The following is a 20,335-nucleotide window of genomic DNA, read 5'->3' as shown; positions in this document are numbered from 1 at the left end:
CCTTAAAAACGCGCGTTCAGTTCGATTTGCAGGGTGTCGATCGACAGCGCCGAACCGAACACTTCGCGGCTCGACGTCCAGCGACCGTTCAGCCAGGTATTCTTGTCGAGCGCATACGCGCCACCCAGGTAGTAGCCGCGCGCATTCGTGCCGCCCAGGTGGAAGGTGGAATCGTTGTAGGCGTCAGGCAAGGCATCCGGTTCGATGCGCTTGTAGCCAAGCAGCACGTTCCAGTCACCGCGCGCTTGCGTGTTCGCCTTGCCCAGAGTCGCCTGCAGCATGTAGGCATTGCCGCCGCTCCTGAAATCGGCTTGCGAGACGCCGCCCGTGCCGCCGAAGTTGTTCATGATGCCGCCCTTGGCGCGCGCCCACATTTGACTCTTGTCGTAGGCCATGTTGCGCACATAATCGCCTTCGATGCGCAAGTCCTTGCCGCCGGCCACCTTGCTATCCCAGCGCGCATTGATATTGGCCAGGCGGAACTTCGACGCCAGGCCCACGAATTGCGGCTGCGGCGTATTCGCCGGATCGAGCGGATTGAGCGCGATATTGCGCAGCAGCATCAAGCTATTGCCCTTTTGCATGCTCGATGGACGCGACCAGTCCGTGCTGCAGCCATCGGCGCCCGCGTACAGCGCGCACGGCTGCGAATATTCTCCGCTGATGTTGCGGAAGTTGTAGTAGGCCAGGGCGCCACGCAACTGGTGGTCGCTATTGATCTTCCACGACGCGCCCACTTGCGCGCCCAGCAGCCATTTGTTTTCGCTGGACATTTTTGCCTGGCTGCGGCTAGGCGCATTGTCGGACGAATACTCGAGCGGAATCAGGCCCAGCGTACCGAACACGGTAACGTCCTTGCTCTCGCCCACCGGCTGCTGCAGCTTGGCAGCGATACCGTCGAAATTGAGTTCGCTGGAAAACAGTTCATCGCCAGACACAAACGGGTTATCGAAGCGGCCCGCCGTCAGTTTCAGCCAGGAAGCGGGCTGGTACGACAGCCAGGCCTGGTCCAGCCAGATGTTTTTCTTGCCCAGGCCACCGCCCAGGGTTTGCGTGGTCGATACCGGGCTGTCGTCGTTGCCGCTGGCCAGGCGGATGCCCGCTTGCGTGCTGTCGGAAATGTCGGCCAGGATGCCCAGGCGGGCACGCGCGCGCAGCAAGTGCTTGCGGTCTTCGCGCGTGTTGAGCAGCGCCGGCAGTGCCAGGTTGGTGTTCGAATTGACGTCATAGCCGCCGCCGCTGTTGAGCGAGCGCCAGTCGATCTCGATATTGCTGTTGGCCATGTCGTAGTAGCGCGATTCGTAGCGCGCGCGCACATCGCCTTCGACGCGGATGCGCTTGGTCCAGGCCGGCGTTTCATTCGGCGCCGCCCAGCCGCCCGCCTTCGCTTCGGCCATGACCTGGCCCTTGATCTCGTCGCGGATCTGCTCGCGCACGGTGTGTGAAAGATACGGCACGCGCACGTCGCCTGGCTGTACCTGCGCCAGGGCGGCCGGCGCGGCGGCCGGACGGGCTTGCGCGGCGGCCAGCGCTTCGCTCTGCGCTTGCGCCAGCAGCGCCTCGCCGGCATCCTTGTTCAGGGCGCCGCTCTGGATCAAGCCGCGGATCAGTTTGACCATGGTGCTGTCGGCCGGTGCAACGGTTTGGGCTTGGGCTTGTACCGCGCCTGCCGCCACGCTCAGGGCCAGGGCAGCGAGCGCCAGCGGAAGGCGGCGCAGGCGCTGTGGGGAGGAAAATATGAGGTTCATCGCTTCTTTCGGTAAAAATTAATATGAATTAAGGACGCTATGGGCGGCGGCCTTTAATGGATACGCGCGCCGGGAAACGCAACGACGCCGGTGGCCGCTCATCGGCGCGGAAGTCGCGCACCATGGCCAGCACCTGCTCATCCGTCTGCGCATTGCCCGTGCCTTGCACAAGGTGGACCTTAGCCGTCCGGCCTTCCGTATCGAGCCACAGGTCGACGCGGATGTCGGCGAATGCCAGCTGGCGCGTGCGCGGGTCGCGGGCGAACGCCATCTGCAAGGCATTGGCCACATAGCGGCCATACGATCCCGCACCGAGGCCGCCGCCAGCGCCGCTGCCGCTCATGCCGCCGCCGCGTCCGGCCTGGATGCCGAAGGCGTCGCTGCCGGCCTGCGCCGCACCGTCGATGGTGACGGGGTCGCCCTTGTCCGGCGACGGGCTTTCCGGCGCGTCATCCATGGGCTTGTCGGCCGGCGTCGGTTCCGGTTCCGACACTTCCGGCACTACCTTGTCTGGCGTCGGTTCCGGCAGTTTTTCCGGTTCCGGCGGCGGCGGTGGCGGCGGTGGCAGCATCAGCATCGGCGGCGCCGCCACTTCGCGCTTGGTGGCCGCCGTGTCCGACAGCAAATACCAGACCAGCGCGGCCAGCGCAGCGGCCAGCAGCGCGCCGCCGGCTACGCCGCCCCAGCGGCGCCACCACTGCGCCGCGCCCGACGCTTCCGAGGCGGCCGTCTTCATCATGTCGTCACGCTTCACCTTGCGCTCCTCATGCCGGCTTGCCGGTCACCAGACCCACCTGGTTCAGGTCGATGCGGCGCAGCAAGTCGAGCACTTCGACCACTTTCGCGTACTGCACGGCAGCATCGCCGCGCACGATCACGGGAAAGTCGGGCGTCAAGGCCTTTTCCGTGCGCAAGCGCTCTTCCAGCTCGGGCAGGGTGACGGGATAGGCATCGAGGAAGACCTGGCCCGCGTTGTCGATGGTGATGGCCTTGGTCTTCGGTTTTTCCAGCGCCATGGCCGAGCTGGCCTTGGGCAGGTCGACCTTGATGCCGGGAATGCTCGCGTTGCTGGTCAAGATGAAAATCACCAGCACCACCAGCAGCACGTCGACGAAGGGCGTGATGTTGATGCCGCCGCTACGCTTGCGGGGGGTAAACTTGGCGGAGGTGGCCATGGTTATGTGCCCCTCACGCCTGTTGCAGCACGGGACGCATCTGGCGTCCGTCGCCCTGCTCTTCAGCCAGGCGCGTGGCAAATTCGTCGACGAAGACAGCCATATCGGCGACGATGGCATCGGAACGCGAGGACAGCCAGTTGTAGCCGAACAGCGCGGGAATCGCCACGCCCAGACCCGCAGCCGTACACAGCAATGCTGCCGCCATGCCCGGCGCCACCGAGTTGATGTCCACGGCGCCGGCCATGGCCGCCACGACGAACACCAGCATGATGCCGATCACGGTGCCGAACAGGCCGACGTACGGCGCGCCTTCGATGGTGGTCGAGAGCCAGATCATGCGCTTCGACATGCGTTCGCTTTCGCGCACCATCACGCCATCCATGGCGGCGCGGATGGCGCCGATCGTCGCGTTGGACACGGCGTTCAGGTCGTAGCCACGGTCGTGGCGGCGGCGCATTTCGTCGATGGCCACGTCATACAAACGCCACAGCGAGGAATCCGTCTTCACGGTGTTGCTCAGCTTGCCGTTGCGCGCCAGGTGATCGAGCGGCGCGCCGGCCGCTTCGTGGAACGACTGCATGAATTGCGCATTCGCGCGCGCGATGGCGCCATAGCTGCGGCCCTTGCCGATCATGATGATCCACGACAAGACCATCATCAGGCCCAGCAAGCCGACGACGATCCAGGCGTCGAGCGGCATGGCGGCGATGATGAAGCCGAAATGGCTTTTGCCGGCCTGCTGTTCATCGGCGCCAAACACGGCCAGGCGCGATTCGGAACCTTGCGAGACGGCATCGGCCAGCAGCAGCGCATCGGGACGGGCCGTGCGCGACAGGCGCAGCTCGTCGATGGCGCCCGTGAAGTTGGCCAGGGTGGCGGTGCCGGTGGCGACAGGCGGCACATCGGCGCCCACCGAGGCGGCAGTCGTCAATGCTGGCAAGGCGGTGGTCAGCGAGACGGCCGGACGGCCACCCACGTACAGGGCCACGTTGGCTTTGTCGGCTTTCACCGCCAGGTGCGACCATTGCGCGGCCTGGATCGGCTGGCCCGGCTTGCTGCGCTGGCCATTCACCTGCACGAACGGCACGCCCTGGTCGATACCGATCAGCAATTCATTGGCGCCGTCGCGGCGTGCATACAGTACTTGCTGCGCGCCCAGGCTGTCCGGGCGTACCCAGGCCGAGAAGGTAAATGGCGCAGCGGCGGCCAGCGCCAGCGACGGCGAGGCGGGCAGCATCAATGGTGCCGTACCCAGGCGGGCGCCGGCACCGATGACGGAACCGTCCAGCGCCGGCACGGCCGTCTGGGCATGGTTGCCGTAGGCGGTGCTGTCGCGCGAGGGCACGCCTGGCTCGCTGAAGTGGTACACCAGGCTGTAGTCGGGATCAAAAGTGCGCTGACCGTTGCCGGACGCGGGCGCCTTCGGATTGCCATAGTACATCCACAGCTGCTGCGGCGTGCCGGCCGTCAGGGCCGGTACGTCGACCCAGATCAGGGCGATGCCCAGGAGCGGGTTGAATTGCTCGATCTGGTGGTTCAGCACCGTTTTATCGTCGCCCGCCACAAAGCGCAGGTCGGCGCCGCTGTCGCTGACGCCTTCGAAGTTGAAATTACCCGAATGCAAGCGCAGCAGCACGGGAATGCGGCCGGGATCGCCGCCCACGGCGCCCGCCTTCGGGCCGGCGTCAACGGTGACGGGTTTGCGGTAAGCCCAGTCGGGCTGCCACCAGGCGTGCGCCAGGCCGGGAACGAGCGTGCCCAGGATCGTGAGCAAGAAAAGAAGACGTTGCATGACAGTAATTCTCCGAAGAAAAGTCTAAAAAAGTGCAGTGCTGGTGAGCTGGCCCGTCAGTAGCTGGCCGACAGGTTGAAATTGATGCGGCGCACGTGTTTGTGCGTGCGCGGGCCATCGCGCAGCGGGTAAGCAAAATCGATGCGGCCATTCAGGTAGCGCAGGAACTGGAAGCTGCTGCCCAGGCCCACGGAGGCCAGGCCGAACAGGTCTTTCTGCTCGATCATCGGATCGCGCAGGCGCAGGCGCGCGCCATCGGCAAACGCGTACAGACGCCAGTTTTCCAGGCGGCTGAAATACGTCAGCTGCGGCGTGCGCCATTCGAGCGTGCCCGACACGCCGTAGTCGCCCGTCGCCTCGGCCGACAGGTAGCCGCGCACGGAATTGGCGCCGCCGGCGGCCATCTGTTCGCCCGACACCAGCGCCGCGTCGGCCAGTTGGCCCGCCAGCTTGCCGTACAGCTGCGCGCCGCTGCCCAGGGTAGTGGTGGCGTTGGCGTCGCCCTTCAGCACGAGGAAGCTGGGCGAGGCCTTGTAGCGCTTGTTGTCGTAGGCGGCGCTGTCGCTGCCATAGCCGAACGAAGCGCGCGTGCCGGCCACCAGCGACAGGCCCAGGCCATAGGTCGCCGCCTCCGTCTGCGCAAAGCCGTTATACGACACGCTCAGCGGCACGTACTTGAGCGGAATGCTGCTGCCCGCGCCATTGAGTTTCAGCGCTTCCTGGTTATCCTTGAAATCGATGCCGGCAGAAAAACTGTGCCACCAGATGCCGCTGTTGGGCACCGTGTAATTGAGCTTCATGCCCAGCGCATGGCCCTTGCCCAGCACGCTGGTACCGCCCGTGCTGGCCACGTTGCTGTTCGACTGGTAGCCGGTCGCTTCCACGCTCCAGCCCTGCGTGCCAATCGGTGCCACATACGAGGCGGACCAGACCTTGGTCTGGTTCAGGTCGCCCGGCGTGCCGAAAAAGCTGAGGGTGGCGCTATGCCCCAGTTGCCACAGGTTGTCGTGGCCGAGCGACATGCTGGTACGCAATTTCTTCGTATCGGCGCTGTAATCGTTGTTCAAGCCGACACTGGCGCGCCACGGGCTGCTGTCTTCCACTTTCAAGTCCACGTCCATGGTGCCGGGCAGGCTGCCCTGCTTGACCAGCGGCATCACCTGACGCTTGGGACCGCGGTTCAGGGCCGTCAATTCCACTTGCGCCTGGGTAAAGTCGGGCACCTTGCCCTCCGTCAGTGCCGGCACTTGCTGGCGCACGTCGAGCGGCGAGTTGTATTGCGCACCGACCACGCGCAAGCGGCCCACCTTGGTTTCGCTCACCTGCAGCACCACCACGCCCTGCTCCACCTGCTGCTCGGGCAAGTCGACGTAGACGGACTGGTAGCCGCGCGCCTGATAGGCCGCAACGAGCGCGTCGCGCGCCCCTTCCACGTCCTTCAGGGTGCGGCCCGGCCCCAGGAACGGCGTGACCGCCTCTTCGATGGCACGCGCATCGAGCACGGTATTGCCGCGCACCAGGTATTCCTCGATCGTCACTTGCCGTTCCGGCGCGGCCACGGGGGCGGCTGCCGGCACCGCGTCCTGGGCGTGCGCCATGCCGGGCAGCGCCAGCATGGCCAGGCACAGCATCGTCAAGGCGGTTGCGGGCGCCTGCGGCGCGCCGTTACCTCGTTTCTTCATCTCACGCATCTTCCATTCACCTTAAAATCAAACGGTTGCCCTACCCGGTATTGCGGCGCCGAACGCTATGCTCGGCAAGACAGTACCTAGACGAACGCCGCATGCACGAACTGACGTTTGTCATCAAATGTTCATAAAACTCCGGCCGCGACCTTGGCGCCGCGGCCGGAAAGGCCTCCCGTCAAGCTCGTACAGCGGTCACGGCTGCAAGCCGCGACGCTCGTTTGGCGTGAGCGCCTGCAGCTGCGGCGCCGTCAACGGTCCCGCGCCCAGCACCTGCACCACGCCGGCCGGCTGGTAGTTCGACGCCTGCGGCTCACCGCCCTGGTGCTTGCCGACACTGCCCTCGTCCGCCTGCTCGTTGCCAAAGCCCAGCACCTTCACGGTGAACAGCGAAGGCTGCGCCTGGCGCGTGGCGGCCCGTTCGCGCTGCAGCACGTCCTGCGCCGCCGTCACGGCTTGCGAAGCGGCCGCGCTGGCATTACTGAGCGCACCCACGTTCACTGCGGCAATGACCGGCATGCCCGTCGACTTGCCCTGCACCTGGATGTTTTCCGCGTTCACCACCTGCAGCGCGGCCAGGTTGACGTTGCCCGAGACGCGGATGCCCGCCTCGCCCGCGTCGATGCTGCCCAGCGGGGCGATCAGGTCGATGTCGCCAGGCGGCACCTCCGGGATCGGATTCAGGGTGGCGATGCCGGCGCCCGTGGCCGGCGTGCTTGGCGACAGGCTGACCAGGCCGATGCTGTCGTACGCGCGGCGCTGCGGCGTGTAGACGACGGTGGACTTGGTGCCACGGCCCGCATTGATGTCGCCGGTGGCCGACCAGGCCAGGATGTTGCCGCCGAAGGTGGTGAAGATGCGGCTCTGGCCCAGCAGGATGCTGTCTTTCGCATACATCTGGATCTCGCCCGCACCCTGCGTCAGCACGCCCGAGCCTTCGCCCGGCGCATAGCCGCCGTCGACGCCGATCAGCGCGCGCCCGCCCGGCACGGTGATGCCGATATCGCCGCCCACATCCGTATGGATGCCCGCATCGTTGACGGTCACGTAAGGCACGTTGTAGTCGGGGCGGCCGGCCTCGGCCCATTCCTGCGGACTCAGGTAGCGCACGCCCGCAACGGGCCGCTTGGTGTACACGCCGCCGTATCCGTTGACCGTGTACAGCGCGCTGCTGAACATCGTCAGGTCGCCCTGGTACTCGATCTTCTGGCCCGCCTTGTCCAGCGCCGGGAACAGGGTGGCGATGGCTTCCCGGCCGCGCAGGTAGCTGCCGCGGCGCATGCCGTCCGGATCGTTGTACTCGCGCCCGGCCGCCTTCAGTTCGGCAAAGTAGACATTGCTCAGGTATACCTGCTGCTGTTCCTTCGGCAAGGCCGCAAAGAAGCTGCGCGCATCGGTGGCCGGGTCGTAGCGGATGCCCAGGCCGCTGTCGCCGCCAAAGCGCGTCGTCAGCCAGTTCACCAGGTGCAACTGGCTGACCTGCGCGTATTCGCGCGCCAGGTCGCGCCGCACGCCGCCCGTCGCCTGGCCGGCCTTCTCCAGTTCCGCCTGCTTCGTGCCGAGGAAGGCGGACGCGCCCGCCTCATCGCCGCTGTAGGCGAACTGGCCGCGCAGCCAGTCGGCCAGGGTCAGCTTGCCGCCGTAGACGTACACGGCGCTGCCAGCCTGGTCGGCCAGCGGCCGGCCCGGATCGGCCAGCTTGGCCGGGTCCAGGTAGCGCGCCGCGAAGGCCGCATAGTCGGGACCATTGCGCCCCACGCCGGCGGCCACGCTGATGCCGGCGCCATCGCCGCGCTTGTCCTGGCCGACATGGACGATGGAGCCGAGGCTGCGCAATTCCGCCTTGTCGGCCATGTACAGGTCGCGCCCGGCGCTCACATTGAGCTGGCCCGGCCCCGCCACATAGAAGGTGCTGTAGCGGATGTCGCGGCCGGCGCTGACGACGGAAACGTCATCGGCATGGCGGTGCACGAACAGGTTGCCGCGCGCCGACGAGCTGCCGAAGACGACCGGCTTTTCCGGCAGCTCGGGACTGTTGGCAAAGGGCTGGCCGGTCCATCCAGCTGCGCCGTCCGGTACGCTCTCGACGTTGCCGAGCGGCGTGCCGGAGTTGACGATGTCGCGTCCGGCACGCACGGCCACGGCGCCGCCGCCCTCGTACCACAGGCCAAGGGCGCCGCTGACGCCCTTCAGGTTGCCCCGGTACACGATACCGCCCGTGCGCAGGCCGACGATGTCGCCGCTATTGGCATAGAAGTGCGCGGGCAACTGGCCTGCCGGCACATAGTCGGAGACCGTCGGCGGGGTCATGCTGAACAGCGGATACGTCTGCTGCTCACCGCTGGCGCCGTTGCTGGTCGCCCCCAGCAATTTCAGCGCTGAAGGCGCCAGCGCCTCCTGGCTGACGTTATGCAGCGGCAAGTGGCCGAACCACACCGGGCCCAGGGCGCCGACGAAACCGGGATTGAACGGGCTCGGCAAGAGTCGCGGATCGGCGCCCGATTGCGTGATCGGATAGCCGGCCGCATGGATGGAGTCGGCGGCCAGCATTTCCAGCTGGCCCGTGCCCGTCCTGACAAACTGCGGCGCCACCGGCGACGGCGCCAGGATCACGCCGTTTTGCGGCATGTCGACCTTGCCGCCATCACCCAGCCTGCCCAGGCTGGCATTGCCGTAGTACAAGCTGCCGCTGGCGGCCACGGCGCGCAGCACGGACGGCATGACGAAGCGCCCGTCCGTCGGCGCGTGGTTGTCGCCGGCCGTCGCATTGATCCAGGACGAGGTGGGCGTCAGGTTGCCGCCCGCGCTGAACAGGTCGATGGCCGTGGCCGGCGTCCACAGCGAGAACCAGCTCCAGCCCTCTCCCTTGCGCTCCACGCCCTGGTAGCTGAACGGCGTGCCGTTGGCCAGCTGCTTCACGCGGCCCGCATCGGCCACGCCGCCCAGCACCACGTCGCCGCGCGCATCGATGCGCACGCCGCTGTCGCCCGGCACCAGGATAGGCCCGCCGCTGGCGATCGCCGTGCCCGCCGTGTAGGTTTCATACGGCCGCGATTCCTTCGGATCGGCGCGGTCGAAGCGCAATTCGATGCCGCCCACGGCGCCCGCCTCCAGGCGCAGCGCGCCGCGCAGGTTGGTGAGCGTGCTGTTCAGGCCAGGCAGCTGGCGTTCGAAACGCGTGTTCGGGTTCGGCCAGTCGCTATTGGTGTCGAAGCTGCGCACCTCGGCCACGGGGTTCAGCCCGCCGCCGATGCGGATATCGAGATCGCCGCCGCCCGTCAGCAGCAGTTTGCCGTCCGGCGTCACCCTGCCCGTGCTGCCCACGGCCACATTCAGGCCCTGGCTGCGCGGCGCGAACTCGCCGCCCGGATCGGCGCGCGAGGCCAGCATGCCGGCGTCGCCGCCTGCCTGCAGCAGCAGATTGCCGCCACCGAGGGTGCCGATGCCCGTAAAGCCCGACAGGAAAGGCATGCCCGAATACAGGTCCGCCCCTTCGGTGCCCGGAATATAGGTGCCGAAGTTGATCCACCATGCCGTCGGCACGCCGCCGCCGGTGCTGCCGCTGCCCTGGCGCCACAGCCAGGTGCCGATGTCGCTGCTGTCCTGCTGTGGACGCAGCCAGCCGATGGCGTCTTCGCGCCGGCTGATGGAAGCGGCCAGCGTGTCGCCCGTGACGTTGCCCTGGGCGCGCAGCAGCAGGTTGCCGCCATGTTCGGGATACCAGGCCCGGTACAGGCTCTGGCTGCCGCCGTCGATGAACGGGATGAAGGCATCGCCGTCCGCCCCCAGCAGCCGGCCCTTGACGGTCTGCGCGCGCGGCAGATTGAACAGGTCCTTGCCGCCGACCAGCGGCGAGGCCGACTGCGTGCCCGCCGTGTAGACGCCATACAGCGAACGCATGTCGAAGTCGCCCGCAGCGAGCAAATCGAGGTCGCCCGTGCCCGTGCGCAGCACGCTGAACAGGGGCTGGCGCGCCGGCTCCACGCTGATCACCTCAACGGGCGGCGTGCCCTCCGCCACCTTGATCACAAAGTGCGCAAAGTACTCCAGCATGATTTCCTCGCCGCCAAAGTCTTCGACATTGACGTCGCCCGGTCCGTAGCCCTCGGCGATAGCCGCATCGCTGTAGATATATTTGGCCGGCAAACCCGTGCCCGGCTTGATGGAAGTCACCTTGCCCATGCCGTAATGCGCATCGGCCAGCATCAGATGGGCGTCCTGCGCATGCGGGCGCAGCGCGCGCGTGTCGGCCGCCGCCGTATCGGCGCCGCCCACCAGGCGCAGCGACCACGCTTGCGAACCCTGGGCCAGCATGGGCGCCAGCGCCAGGTTGCGGCCCTGGCTGCCGCTGCCATCCGCGCTGCGCAGCGACACCATGGTGACGTCGCCCGGCAACCTGACCACGGTGCCGGCGGGCAGCACGCTGCCCTTGTCCAGCGCCAGCGCCGAGGCCAGCACCACGCCATTGACGGCATTCGTGGCATCGGCCACATCCCACGGCCTGCCTTCCGGGAAAGGCAGGGCCACGTTCGCCGGCCACAGCATGGCCGCCACCCTGGCCGCGCCAGGCAGGCGCAGGCCGGCATCGAGCTGCATGCCGCTCGACAAGGTCAGCGCCTTCGGCAAGACCGTGCCGGCCGCGTACAGCACGCTGCCGTCGGCATTGCGCACGGCGCCGCCCAGCACACTGCCTGCAGGCAGGTTCAACTCCGCCGTCAAGGTGGCGCGCGCCGCCAGCAAAGTGCCGCTGCGCAACTCCATGGCTTTCATCGGCACGGCGAAATTGACGCTCGTGCCCGATTTGAAATACGTGTCCTCGGCCAGGGTCACCAGACCAGCTTGCGGCACGACAACCTCGCCGCCCCACGGTAGCCGGCCTTTCACCAGCTGCCAGCCCTGGTCATCGACCGTGACTGGCAGGGCGCTGGTATCGAAACCATCGCTGATGCTGCCAAAGACGCTGAGCTTGCCGCCGGCGCGCAGCACCAGCGCACCGGCCTCGCCCGAGCCGTACACGCCGCTCAGGCGCGCCAGCGGATTGACGCCGTCATAGCGGTGGCCGGACAGGTCGATATCCCCATCGATGTGCAAGTCGCCGCCCGGCGTGGCGCTGACGATCTCGACGCCGGGGCGCAGGTGGAAGGCGTTGGCATCGCCGCGCAAGCCGCGCAATTTGTTGTCCATCAAGTTGCCGTTCGCCAGCGCGTTGGCCATGAAGGCCAGGCTGTCCGCGTGTTTCTCGTTCAGGTAAGCCTGGCTGATGCTCTGGTAGCTGCGGCCGTCCGCATCCTTGCCCGTGCCGGCCGGGGCATCCTTGTATTGCCAGAAGGCGTTGACGTTGACGGTGCGCGCGCCGGTGATGTTCAGCGCGCCGGCCGCGTCGATGTCGATGTCGTCGCCCGTGGCGCCGCCCAGGCGGCGCGCGTTCAGGTCGATGCTGCCATAGTTGCCGCCCTTGTCTCCGCTGCGCAAGTCGAAACGCGCGCCGCTTTCCAGGGTCAGGCGGCCGCCAGGCGCAGCCAGTTCGATCACGGCGCGGTTCGGCGCCTCGATCACCTGGCCATAGCTGTCCGTGCGCAGCAGCGTGCCGTGCGCATCGAGCACGGCGCCGGACTCGATGGTGACGCCGTCGCGGCCGGCCAGGCGGATGCTGCCCACCTGCTCGCCGCTGGCGTCGATGCGGCCGCTCACCGTCAAGCTGCCGCCATCGACGGACACGCTCACTTCGCGCGCCTTGAGCTCGTCGCCGATGGTCAGATTGCCCTGCTTGAGCTGGAAGCTGCGGCTGCCGAACACCTTGCCCGTATTCAGGCGCTGGTTCAGGCCGGCGAAATCGCCGATCTGCCGGGCGCGCAACTCCAGGCCGCCAGCTGCGTAGGCTACCTGCGTGCCGCCCGCGTCATAATGGCCGCTGGCGCCGCCCAGCAGGGCGCCGCGCAAGTCGGCCGTGCCCGCCGCCTCGCCCGTGGCGATCACGCTCAGCTTGCCGGCGCGGTTGTTCACGGCCGACACGTCGATCACGGAAGCGGCCGCCTGGCGCACGTCGCCCTCGCGGCTGTCGAGGATCACGTCGCCGCCCCAGCTGTACTTGCTGGTGTCGTAGAAATCGATCTTGCGGCCCGCCAGATCCAGCTTGGCTTGGTCGCCCAGCAATACATCGCGCTCGGCCGACAGGGTCAATTTTCCGCTCGGCAAGACCACCGACGTATCCACGCTGACGCTGTTGCCGCTGAGGGCCACTTCGGCGCCCAGGGCGCCGGCCAGCGCCGCATTTGTCGGCGTGGCGGCGGCGGCACCGGCCGGCGCGCTCACCTTGATGGCGCCGCCCGCCGTGATGCGGTTGACGGAACCGGCCGCGCCCGTCAACAGCGGCGTGTTGATCAGCAGATCGCCGCCGCTGTAACGGTAGCCATTAGTGGCCGTATCCCACGCGCTTTGCGACTGGTAGACGGACAGGCTGCCCTTGTTGTTGGCCGTCAGCTGTTCGCTGGCATTGAGCGCCACCTGGCCGAAGCCCAGCATCAAACGGTCGAGGTTATGGATGGTGTCGGGACGGCTGTCCGGCGTGAAGCCGAACTCGATGCGCCTGGCGTCGACCTGCAAACGGCCGCTGCCCGTGCCGGGGCCATTGGCGACCACGGCGCCGGGTGCATTCGTCGCGCCCTGCCACACGAAGGTGTCCGTGTGGATGCGCGCCAGCGCGTCCGTGCCGCCATAGCCGTAGATGGCCGGCGTATTGAGCACCAGGCGCGACAGCGAGGACTTGCCTGTGGCCGCATCGATGGTCGACAGCTGCGACGAATCATAGAAGTTGAAGGAATTGCGCGCCGTCAAACCCAGGCTTTCCAGCGCCGGTGCGCCCGTGCTGGTGTCGCCGCGCAGCAGGCGGTCGAGCACGCCCTGGTTCAGCGCCAGGCCGTCGGGCAGGGCGCCGCGGGCGCTGGCGTCCGCCAGGGACGCCTCGCTGCCGACATTGATAGCCCCCATGCCCAGCACCAGGTTGCGCGTGCCGTAGCGCACGTTGTCGCGCAGGGTAAACGCGCGCTCCGTCACGGCCGCGATGGTGCCCTCGGAATACAGCGAGGTGCTGCCGCTGCAGGCGCCGCCCGCCTTCTGGCAGGCGCCGATATCGATGATGCCGGGGCCATACGATTCGGACGACGGCGGCGCGGCCGGCAGCATGTCCAGCCAGCCGTTCGAGACGGCCAGCACGCTGCCCATGGGCTCGTACACATAGCCGTCGCGCGAATCCCAGGCGGCCTTGCCGCGGCCCAGCGTATTGATGCCGGAGCCCTGCTCCAGGATGATGCCGTCGTCTTTTCTCGCCGTCACCAGAAACACTTCGGCCGCCTTCAGCACGGCGCCGTCGCGCAGCACGATGCCGCCCGCCGATTCCTTGATGGCGGCAATATTGGCGCGCTGGTTGCTGCCCGTGCCAAAATCGCTGTAGGTCACGCGCGGCAAGCCGCCAATGCCCACGCGCTGGGCGCCGAAGGCATTGATCTGCGACGCATGCACGGAGACGCCATTGAAATCGGCCAGCGGCGCCGTGCCGTCGGCCAGCACTTCGTAGCGCGTCGACGCATGGTTGCCCGTGCCCAGCAACAGGGAGCCGCCGAAGCCGCCCTCGGCCGGCGCGTACAGGGCGCTGCCATCCATCATCAACGGCGTGTGGTTATCCTTGACGCTGTGCAGGGATGGGGCGATCAGCTGCACCCGCACGCCCTTGGCGTCGCGCTCGAGCGCGGCGCGCGGCACGCCGTCGCGCGTGGCCTGCGCCACGGCAAAGGCGGCATAGCCCGTTTCATTGTATTGCGAATAGCTGCGCAGCACGTCGGCCGGCGTCAGGATGGCTTGCTGCGCCACCACATCGCGGATCGCCGTGCCTGCCACGCCCGTCTGCGCCGCGGTGGCAAACGAACCGTTGCGCATGGCGATCGTGCCGCCCGTCTCGACGGCGCCGGCCAGGCCATTCAATTCCACGCGGAAAGCACCGGGCAGAAGGGCGAAATTCGATGGCAGCAGGGTATAGGTGCCGGCCGCCAGGCCGGGCACGCCCGCGGCTATGGTGATCTGGCGTCCCACGGCGGGCTGGCCCGCGCCTTGCTCGGCCATCAAAGGCGCCACGTCAGGCTGTACGCCGGGAATGATGGCGTACACGGGATTGGTATTCAGGCCGGGCAAGGTAAAGCCGCCGTTCGGCTTCATCTGCACCAGCGGATTGAGGCGCGCGTCGGTGGACCCGCCGCGTCCGGCCAGGAAGGCCGCGCCCGTCAAGGTGCCGCCGCCCGACATGTCGAGCACGGCGCCGGCCTGCACGTCGATGGCGGCGCCCGTCAAGGCGATCTCGGGGCCGTTGCCCACGCCCTTGAAGACGACATCGTTGCCGTCATACAGGTAGCTCAAGCCATCGAGCGTGCCGCCGTAGGGCATCGTCAAGCCTTTCGCGCTGACCGAGGTCAGGCTGCCAGGCAACAGCTTGACGCGGCCCGTATTGGCTTCAAAGCCTTCGGCGCCCAGGGTGATCTGGCCCAGCGGCGCGCGCAGCACGCCGTGCTGGTTGATGGTGGGCGCAACCAGGCTCAGGGTTCCGAACACGGAAAACGGCTGGTTTGGCGTGGCGCCGTCGCCGCTGCGCCCGATATTGAGCGTGCGCAGCGGATCGAGCGTGACGCGGAGGTTGCCGTATTCGTCGATGCCGCTCTGCTGGCCCACCGTGACCATGCCGCTGTCGCCCGTGGCCGGGTAGATTTGCGCGGCCACCAGCGTGGCATTGCCGGGCTGGTACAGGGCGGCGCTGTTCGACAGGCGCATGTCGCCACGGCTGTTCAGGATCAGCTGCTCGAAGGCATCGCGCTCGACCACCAGGTCGGCGCCGCTGCTCTGCGCAATGGTGCCGCGCGTACCCATGTTGACCTCGCCCGCGATATCGAGCATGCCCGCATCGATCTGCAGCAGGGAACCGTCGGCCACCAGCGGCACGCCCAGCATGCCGCGTCCCTTGCCCAGATTCTTCGAGCCTTTCACGGCATTGGGCACGATGTAATCGTCCTTCTGCGCACGCACGGCCGTACCCAGGCGCACGTACGGCGCCGCCAGGTGCACCTGGCTGGCAAGGCTGCCCGCCTTGTCCTGGCCATCAGGCAAAGGCTGCTGCGCCAGCCCCAGCGAGGTGGCGCTCAGGCGCAGGCTCTGGCCCAGCGACAGCTTGACGTCGCCGTCAACACTGAGCATGCCGTTCACATGCAGGGCCAGGTTGTCGAAACCGCCCGCCTGCACGCGGTCGGCGCCCAGGCGCGCGCTGCCGTAGCGCAGCGCCGCATCCTGCTGGCCGGCGCGCAAGTCCTCGGGCAAGGTGCTGTCGCCCTGCACCTGCGCTAGCTGCAGTTCGCGCGGCACGCGCACCGCGTTGTCCACGTTGTCGCCTTGCAAGTCGTAGCGGTTGACCTTGCCATAATTGGGCGTGTCGAGCGCCAGCGCCAGGGTGCCGCCGGCCGCACCGGCGCCACCGGCCACGGCGCGCAGGGTGCCATCGGCAAAGATGCCGTTATACGAACTGAGCGCAATCAAACCGCCGTTGCCGGCCACGTTGACGGCGCCCTGGTTCGGCAAGTCCAGCGTGGCTTGCGCGCCGCTGGCGTCAAGCAGCGCACCAGGCCGCACGACGACAAAGGCGTCAGTCGCGTCGACGCTGGCGGCGTCGGCCTTGTAGCGGGCACCGATCTCGATGCTGCCGCCCTTGTCGGCGCGGCCATAGCGGTCGCCGCGCATGTCGGTGGCGACCGTGGCGCGTCCGGCGACGTCGAGCACGGCCTTGTCGCCGATCCAGATCGACGTGGCTTGTCCCTTGCCGTTCGGCACATCCACATCATTGCCCGTGCCAAACGTGCCGGGCAGGACGGCGATCTTGCCACCCCAGGCGTCGAGGCGGCCGTCGATGGTGATCTGGTCATTGCCCGTCAGGCTGATCTGGCGGCCCGGATCGACCTTGATGGCGGCACCCTCCTGCACCGCCAGGGCCCCCTTCACGTAGGAGCTGCCGGCCGTCAGCGACAGGTTGGCGCCGGCGCGCTGCGTCAGACGGGCCTTGCGCGCATCTTCCTGGTACAGCTGTGGCGTCCACAGTTCCAGCGCTGCAGCCGGATCGGTACCGCCCGCCACCGTGTGGCCGGTGGCGGGATTGAAACGCAGCACGGGCATCGCGACATCGATCTGCGCATCCTTGACCACCACGACGCCATCGCGGCCCGTGATGGCGTAGTCGGCAAACCCGCTCTGGAACAGGCTCGCGCCCAGCGCCAGCATGGGCTGGACGGCAACATCGCGTCCCAGCACCATGCCAGCCGGCAGCAGCATGCCGCGCGGCGCGCGCACGTCGTCGGTGGCGACGCTGCCAGCCGCATACTGCGTCGTCACTGGCTGAATCGGCAAGCCGTTCGGAAAAACCGCCGCCGAGACCACGAATCCCGCATTGAGACCGTTGATGGCCGTTACCACGCTGCCGGCGGGAACGATGGAACCGCCCCAGACATACGCCGTGCCGTTGATGAAGAAGCTCGCGCCCTGCGGCACCAGCAAGTCGGCCCCCAGCACCAGCGGTTTCTGCATCGACACATCCGCCGTCACGGGCTTGGCCAGGGTCTCGCCCGGCTTGATCAGGCTGGTGATGATGGCGAAATCAAAGGGGACCTTCTCGCCCTTGGCAATCAAAAATTCATCGCTCAGGCGCAGGCCGACGGGGGCGCTGCTCCCCGCTGGCAGCACGTCGCCAGCCTGCACCTTGCCGCCGATGCTGACGGCCGTGCCGCTGTCGATCACCAGGCGCCCGCCGCCCCTCACGCCATGGCCACGCAACTCGCCGTCAAGCTTGAGCAAGGCGCCCGTCGACGCTTTCTCCGTCGGCAGATCGACCGCCAGGGTGATGTCGCCGCCGCGCCCGCCCTGCAGGCTGCCATTGCTCATCAGGGCCGCGCCAGACGAGACGTCGATGACGCTGCCGCCCGCCAGCTCGATGCCGCCCGAGCTTTTCAAGGTGACCTTGCCGCCATTCACATACGGCAAGCCGGCGACCGCGCCCGGATCGAGTTCCAGGTTGCTCCACAGGCCGCGCGCATCGAGGCGCACGCCGGGCGCCACGCGCACGCCGGCCGTTCCCGTGGGACGGTTGTCCGGCACCAGCTTGCCTTCGACCCATACCGCACCCGCATTCGCCAGATAGCGCGAGATGATGTCACCGGCGGCGATGCTGCCGCCGCGCGCGCTCACGTTCGCCTTGATGGCCACGTCGGTGGCGTGCAGGGCGATGTCGCCGCCATCAGCCACGCGCACGTCGGCGTTGACGTCGAGCTTGTCATAGGCGTAGATATTCAGGGCGCCCAGTTCCAGGCCATTGAGCCAGTCCGCATCGAGCTGCAGGGTCTTGCTGCGCGCGGCCGGCAAGGCGTCACTGAGCAGCTGGCCATCGGCGATGGGCGCCACTTTGCCGATCTCGACTTTTTCCAGCACGGCTTGCGCGCTGTCGCGCAGCTGACCCGTCTTCGTATCGAAGACGGGCGTCATTTTTCCGACGATTAATTGACCGGCGCGCGCCGCCGACGTCTGCCCCTGTTTGTAGCTATCCATTCCTTCATCGCGCTTGCGCTGCTGGCGCTCGCCCTGGAACACGGACGTGTCGATATCGCCTTCCAGCACGGCCGCGCCCGTGGAAACGATCAGGCGGCCCGCATCGCGGCCCACCGTGTAACCGTTTTCCAGGCGCTCGCGCGGACCGATCAAGGCATTCGCGTACGTTTCCGTCGTGTTCGCGCCCCAGCGCGCATGCGTGCTTTCATAGCCGCGGTACAAGCCCGTGTACAGATTGTCGCCGGGGGCAGTGCTGAGCTTGACCATCGCGCCGTCGGCACCTTTCAGCCACGTCTGCCTGACCATGCCCGTCTGTACGTCCAGCGAGCCGCCGGCGATATTGATGCGCGAACCGGCCTGCGTCACCACTTCGCCGCCGCCAAAGCCGACGGTGCCGCCCTGGGCCGCCCACTCGCCGATGCCGTGGCCGCTGGTATTGAGGTAGCCGCTCACTTCCAGCAAGCCGCCGGCCGTGTACCAGCGGTCCGTGGCGTAGCCATTCGTGCCGGCCGGCACCAGCACCAGGTCGCGGCGGTCGACCCACACGTCACTGTTGTTCAGGTATTTCGCGTCGCGGCTGCCGGGTGCGTCGCGCTGTTCGTTGCCCTGCACGTTGATCAGCACATTGTTGCTGCTCATGTCGACCTTCACGCCGACGGCGCCGGAGACGTCGATGGCGGCGTCGCGCGCCACGTGGCTGCGGCGGGCCGCGTCGACCAGCACCTGGCCGCCCGTGGCCAGGGTCAGCGAATCGCCTTCGAATTCCACGTTGCCGGCCGAAACGATGCGCACCAGCGACTGGTCGCGCCGGTCCTGCGGCGTATCCGTGCCCTTGCCCGTGTCTTTCAGCAAGGTGTCGCGCTGTACATCGAGCGCCGTGGCGCCGTTGTCGTCGATAAAAATGGCGCTGACGCTGCGGCGTCCCATGGTGACGCCGGCGTTCTCGCCCGCCGCCGACAGGTGGATGGCGCCGCGTCCGTTGACGGAGGTACTCGACAGCAGCATGCCGTCCTGGCGCAGCGTGTTGCCGCTCAGCGTGATGTCGCCGCCGGCCGACTGGATCAAGCCGCGGTTGACGACGGCACCGGCGCTGCTGCCGGCCGTGCGCAGCATCTCGACTTCATTGCCGCGCGTGCTCGAATACTGGTTCTTGTCCGTGCCCTGGCCCGGGCGCACGACGATGGCGTCGCCAGCGGCCAGGGTGGTCTGGCCATTCGGCGTGGTGATGGCGCCCGCATTGTCGACGCTGCGGCCGGCCAGCAGCACATAGCCGCCGCCTTCCGTCACCGTCTGCGGCTTGCGCGTGTCGATGCGCGCGCCGGCGGCGACGACGACGTCGGCCTCGGCCTTGCCATGCGTAAAGGTATTCTGGCCCAGCAATAAATCATTCGCGAACGTCGGCACGGCGCCCGCGCCCTGCGCCTTGCCGTACAGGCCGCTCTTGAACTGACTGTCGCTCATGCCCATGGCGGCGGCCGCCAGGTTGCGCGTATCGACCTGGCTGCTGCCCGTAAACACGATGCCGTTGCGGTTGACGATCATCACCGTGCCGTCGGCCTTGATCTGGCCCTGGATCTGGCTGGGACGCGCCAGCGGATCATTCACGCGGTTCAAGACAGACCAGTTCGATTTCTGGTCGAACTGCACGGTGGTGTTTTTGCCGACGTTAAAGCTTTCCCAGTTCAGGATCGCCTTGTCATCCGTCTGCACGACCTTCACGACGGTCTTGCCGTCGGCCTGGCTCTGCACAGGGCCCTGGGCATTGAGCCAGCCGGCCGTCAGGCTGTTGGTGTCGACCTGCAAGCCGCCCTTGGCCAGGCCATCGGGGGCGCCGCCGGCCGCCAGCGCGGCCTGGCGCGCGGCTGCCTGCACCGCCTGCTCGGCGGCGATGCCGCGCGCGGCCAGCAGCAAGTTGTTCAGCGATTGCTGCAGCTTGCCTTCGGCCTTCTGCTGCTGCAGCAAAGGATTGTTCAGCGAGGTTGCCGGCTGGCCATTCGGCAAGCGTCCCGTGGCAGAAGCCGTGCCCTGCTGCGCACCCTTGCCGGAGAACCAGGCGCCGCTGAACGGCTGCTGCGCCTGCGCGCCACCGGCCTGCAACAGCAGGGCGATGGCCAGCGCCAGCGGTTTCAAGCGCACCGGGCGCCCGGTCCGGTTGCCCGCCATGGCGGAGGAGGATGCGTGTTTCGTGACCGACTTGCTTCGCTGCATGGCGACATTCCCTTTTCATGTTCCGTTGCTGACCGATATCGCGAAAGGGCGCGCGGCACGCACGGGGCGGGCGGCAGGCACTGATTCGCGGCTTCCAGCAGC

General features: G+C 67.5%; 6 protein-coding genes. All 6 read right to left on the bottom strand.

All coding sequences use genetic code 11. From position 1 onward, the window contains the following. Positions 1 to 2: 2 nt before the first annotated feature. The 6 genes from CLU93_RS12320 to CLU93_RS12295 all read right to left on the bottom strand — a co-directional run bounded on the left by CLU93_RS12320 (position 3) and on the right by CLU93_RS12295 (position 20,233). Complete coding sequence (locus CLU93_RS12320) at positions 3 to 1,748, bottom strand: putative porin (RefSeq protein ID WP_099761490.1); 1,746 nt, start codon at positions 1,746 to 1,748, stop codon at positions 3 to 5. Between the two features lie 37 nt (positions 1,749 to 1,785). Beyond that, positions 1,786 to 2,502, bottom strand: coding sequence for a hypothetical protein (locus CLU93_RS12315; RefSeq protein ID WP_257224942.1), 717 nt, complete (start codon positions 2,500 to 2,502; stop codon positions 1,786 to 1,788). 10 nt (positions 2,503 to 2,512) lie between these two features. Further along, the gene (locus CLU93_RS12310; protein ID WP_034753784.1) at positions 2,513 to 2,923 is read right to left on the bottom strand and encodes an ExbD/TolR family protein; all 411 of its coding nucleotides are present in this window, start codon (positions 2,921 to 2,923) and stop codon (positions 2,513 to 2,515) included. 13 nt (positions 2,924 to 2,936) lie between these two features. Further along, positions 2,937 to 4,718, bottom strand: a complete 1,782-nt coding sequence (locus tag CLU93_RS12305) for a DUF2341 domain-containing protein (protein ID WP_099761488.1) — start codon at positions 4,716 to 4,718, stop codon at positions 2,937 to 2,939. Positions 4,719 to 4,774: 56 nt separating this feature from the next. Then, positions 4,775 to 6,400 (bottom strand): ShlB/FhaC/HecB family hemolysin secretion/activation protein, encoded by a 1,626-nt coding sequence (locus tag CLU93_RS12300; RefSeq protein WP_257224941.1) that lies wholly within the window; start codon positions 6,398 to 6,400, stop codon positions 4,775 to 4,777. Positions 6,401 to 6,598: 198 nt separating this feature from the next. Beyond that, entirely contained in the window at positions 6,599 to 20,233 is a 13,635-nt protein-coding gene (locus CLU93_RS12295) for a filamentous haemagglutinin family protein (protein WP_099761482.1), read from the bottom strand. Between the last annotated feature and the right edge of the window lie 102 nt (positions 20,234 to 20,335).

It is taken from the genome of Janthinobacterium sp. 35 (genome assembly GCF_002754575.1).
In the GTDB taxonomy this organism is placed as follows: Bacteria; Pseudomonadota; Gammaproteobacteria; order Burkholderiales; family Burkholderiaceae_D; genus Janthinobacterium; species Janthinobacterium tructae.
The sequence above is the reverse complement of the archived record's forward strand: the minus strand, read 5'-3'. Positions and strand labels throughout refer to the sequence as shown.

Bases quoted from the DNA above. Each gene is read 5' to 3' on its own strand.
- CLU93_RS12310 (WP_034753784.1), bottom strand. From the start codon at position 2,923: ATGGCCACCTCCGCCAAGTTTACCCCCCGCAAGCGTAGCGGCGGCATC.
- CLU93_RS12320 (WP_099761490.1), bottom strand. From the start codon at position 1,748: ATGAACCTCATATTTTCCTCCCCACAGCGCCTGCGCCGCCTTCCGCTG.
- CLU93_RS12305 (WP_099761488.1), bottom strand. From the start codon at position 4,718: ATGCAACGTCTTCTTTTCTTGCTCACGATCCTGGGCACGCTCGTTCCC.
- CLU93_RS12300 (WP_257224941.1), bottom strand. From the start codon at position 6,400: ATGAAGAAACGAGGTAACGGCGCGCCGCAGGCGCCCGCAACCGCCTTG.
- CLU93_RS12295 (WP_099761482.1), bottom strand. From the start codon at position 20,233: ATGCAGCGAAGCAAGTCGGTCACGAAACACGCATCCTCCTCCGCCATG.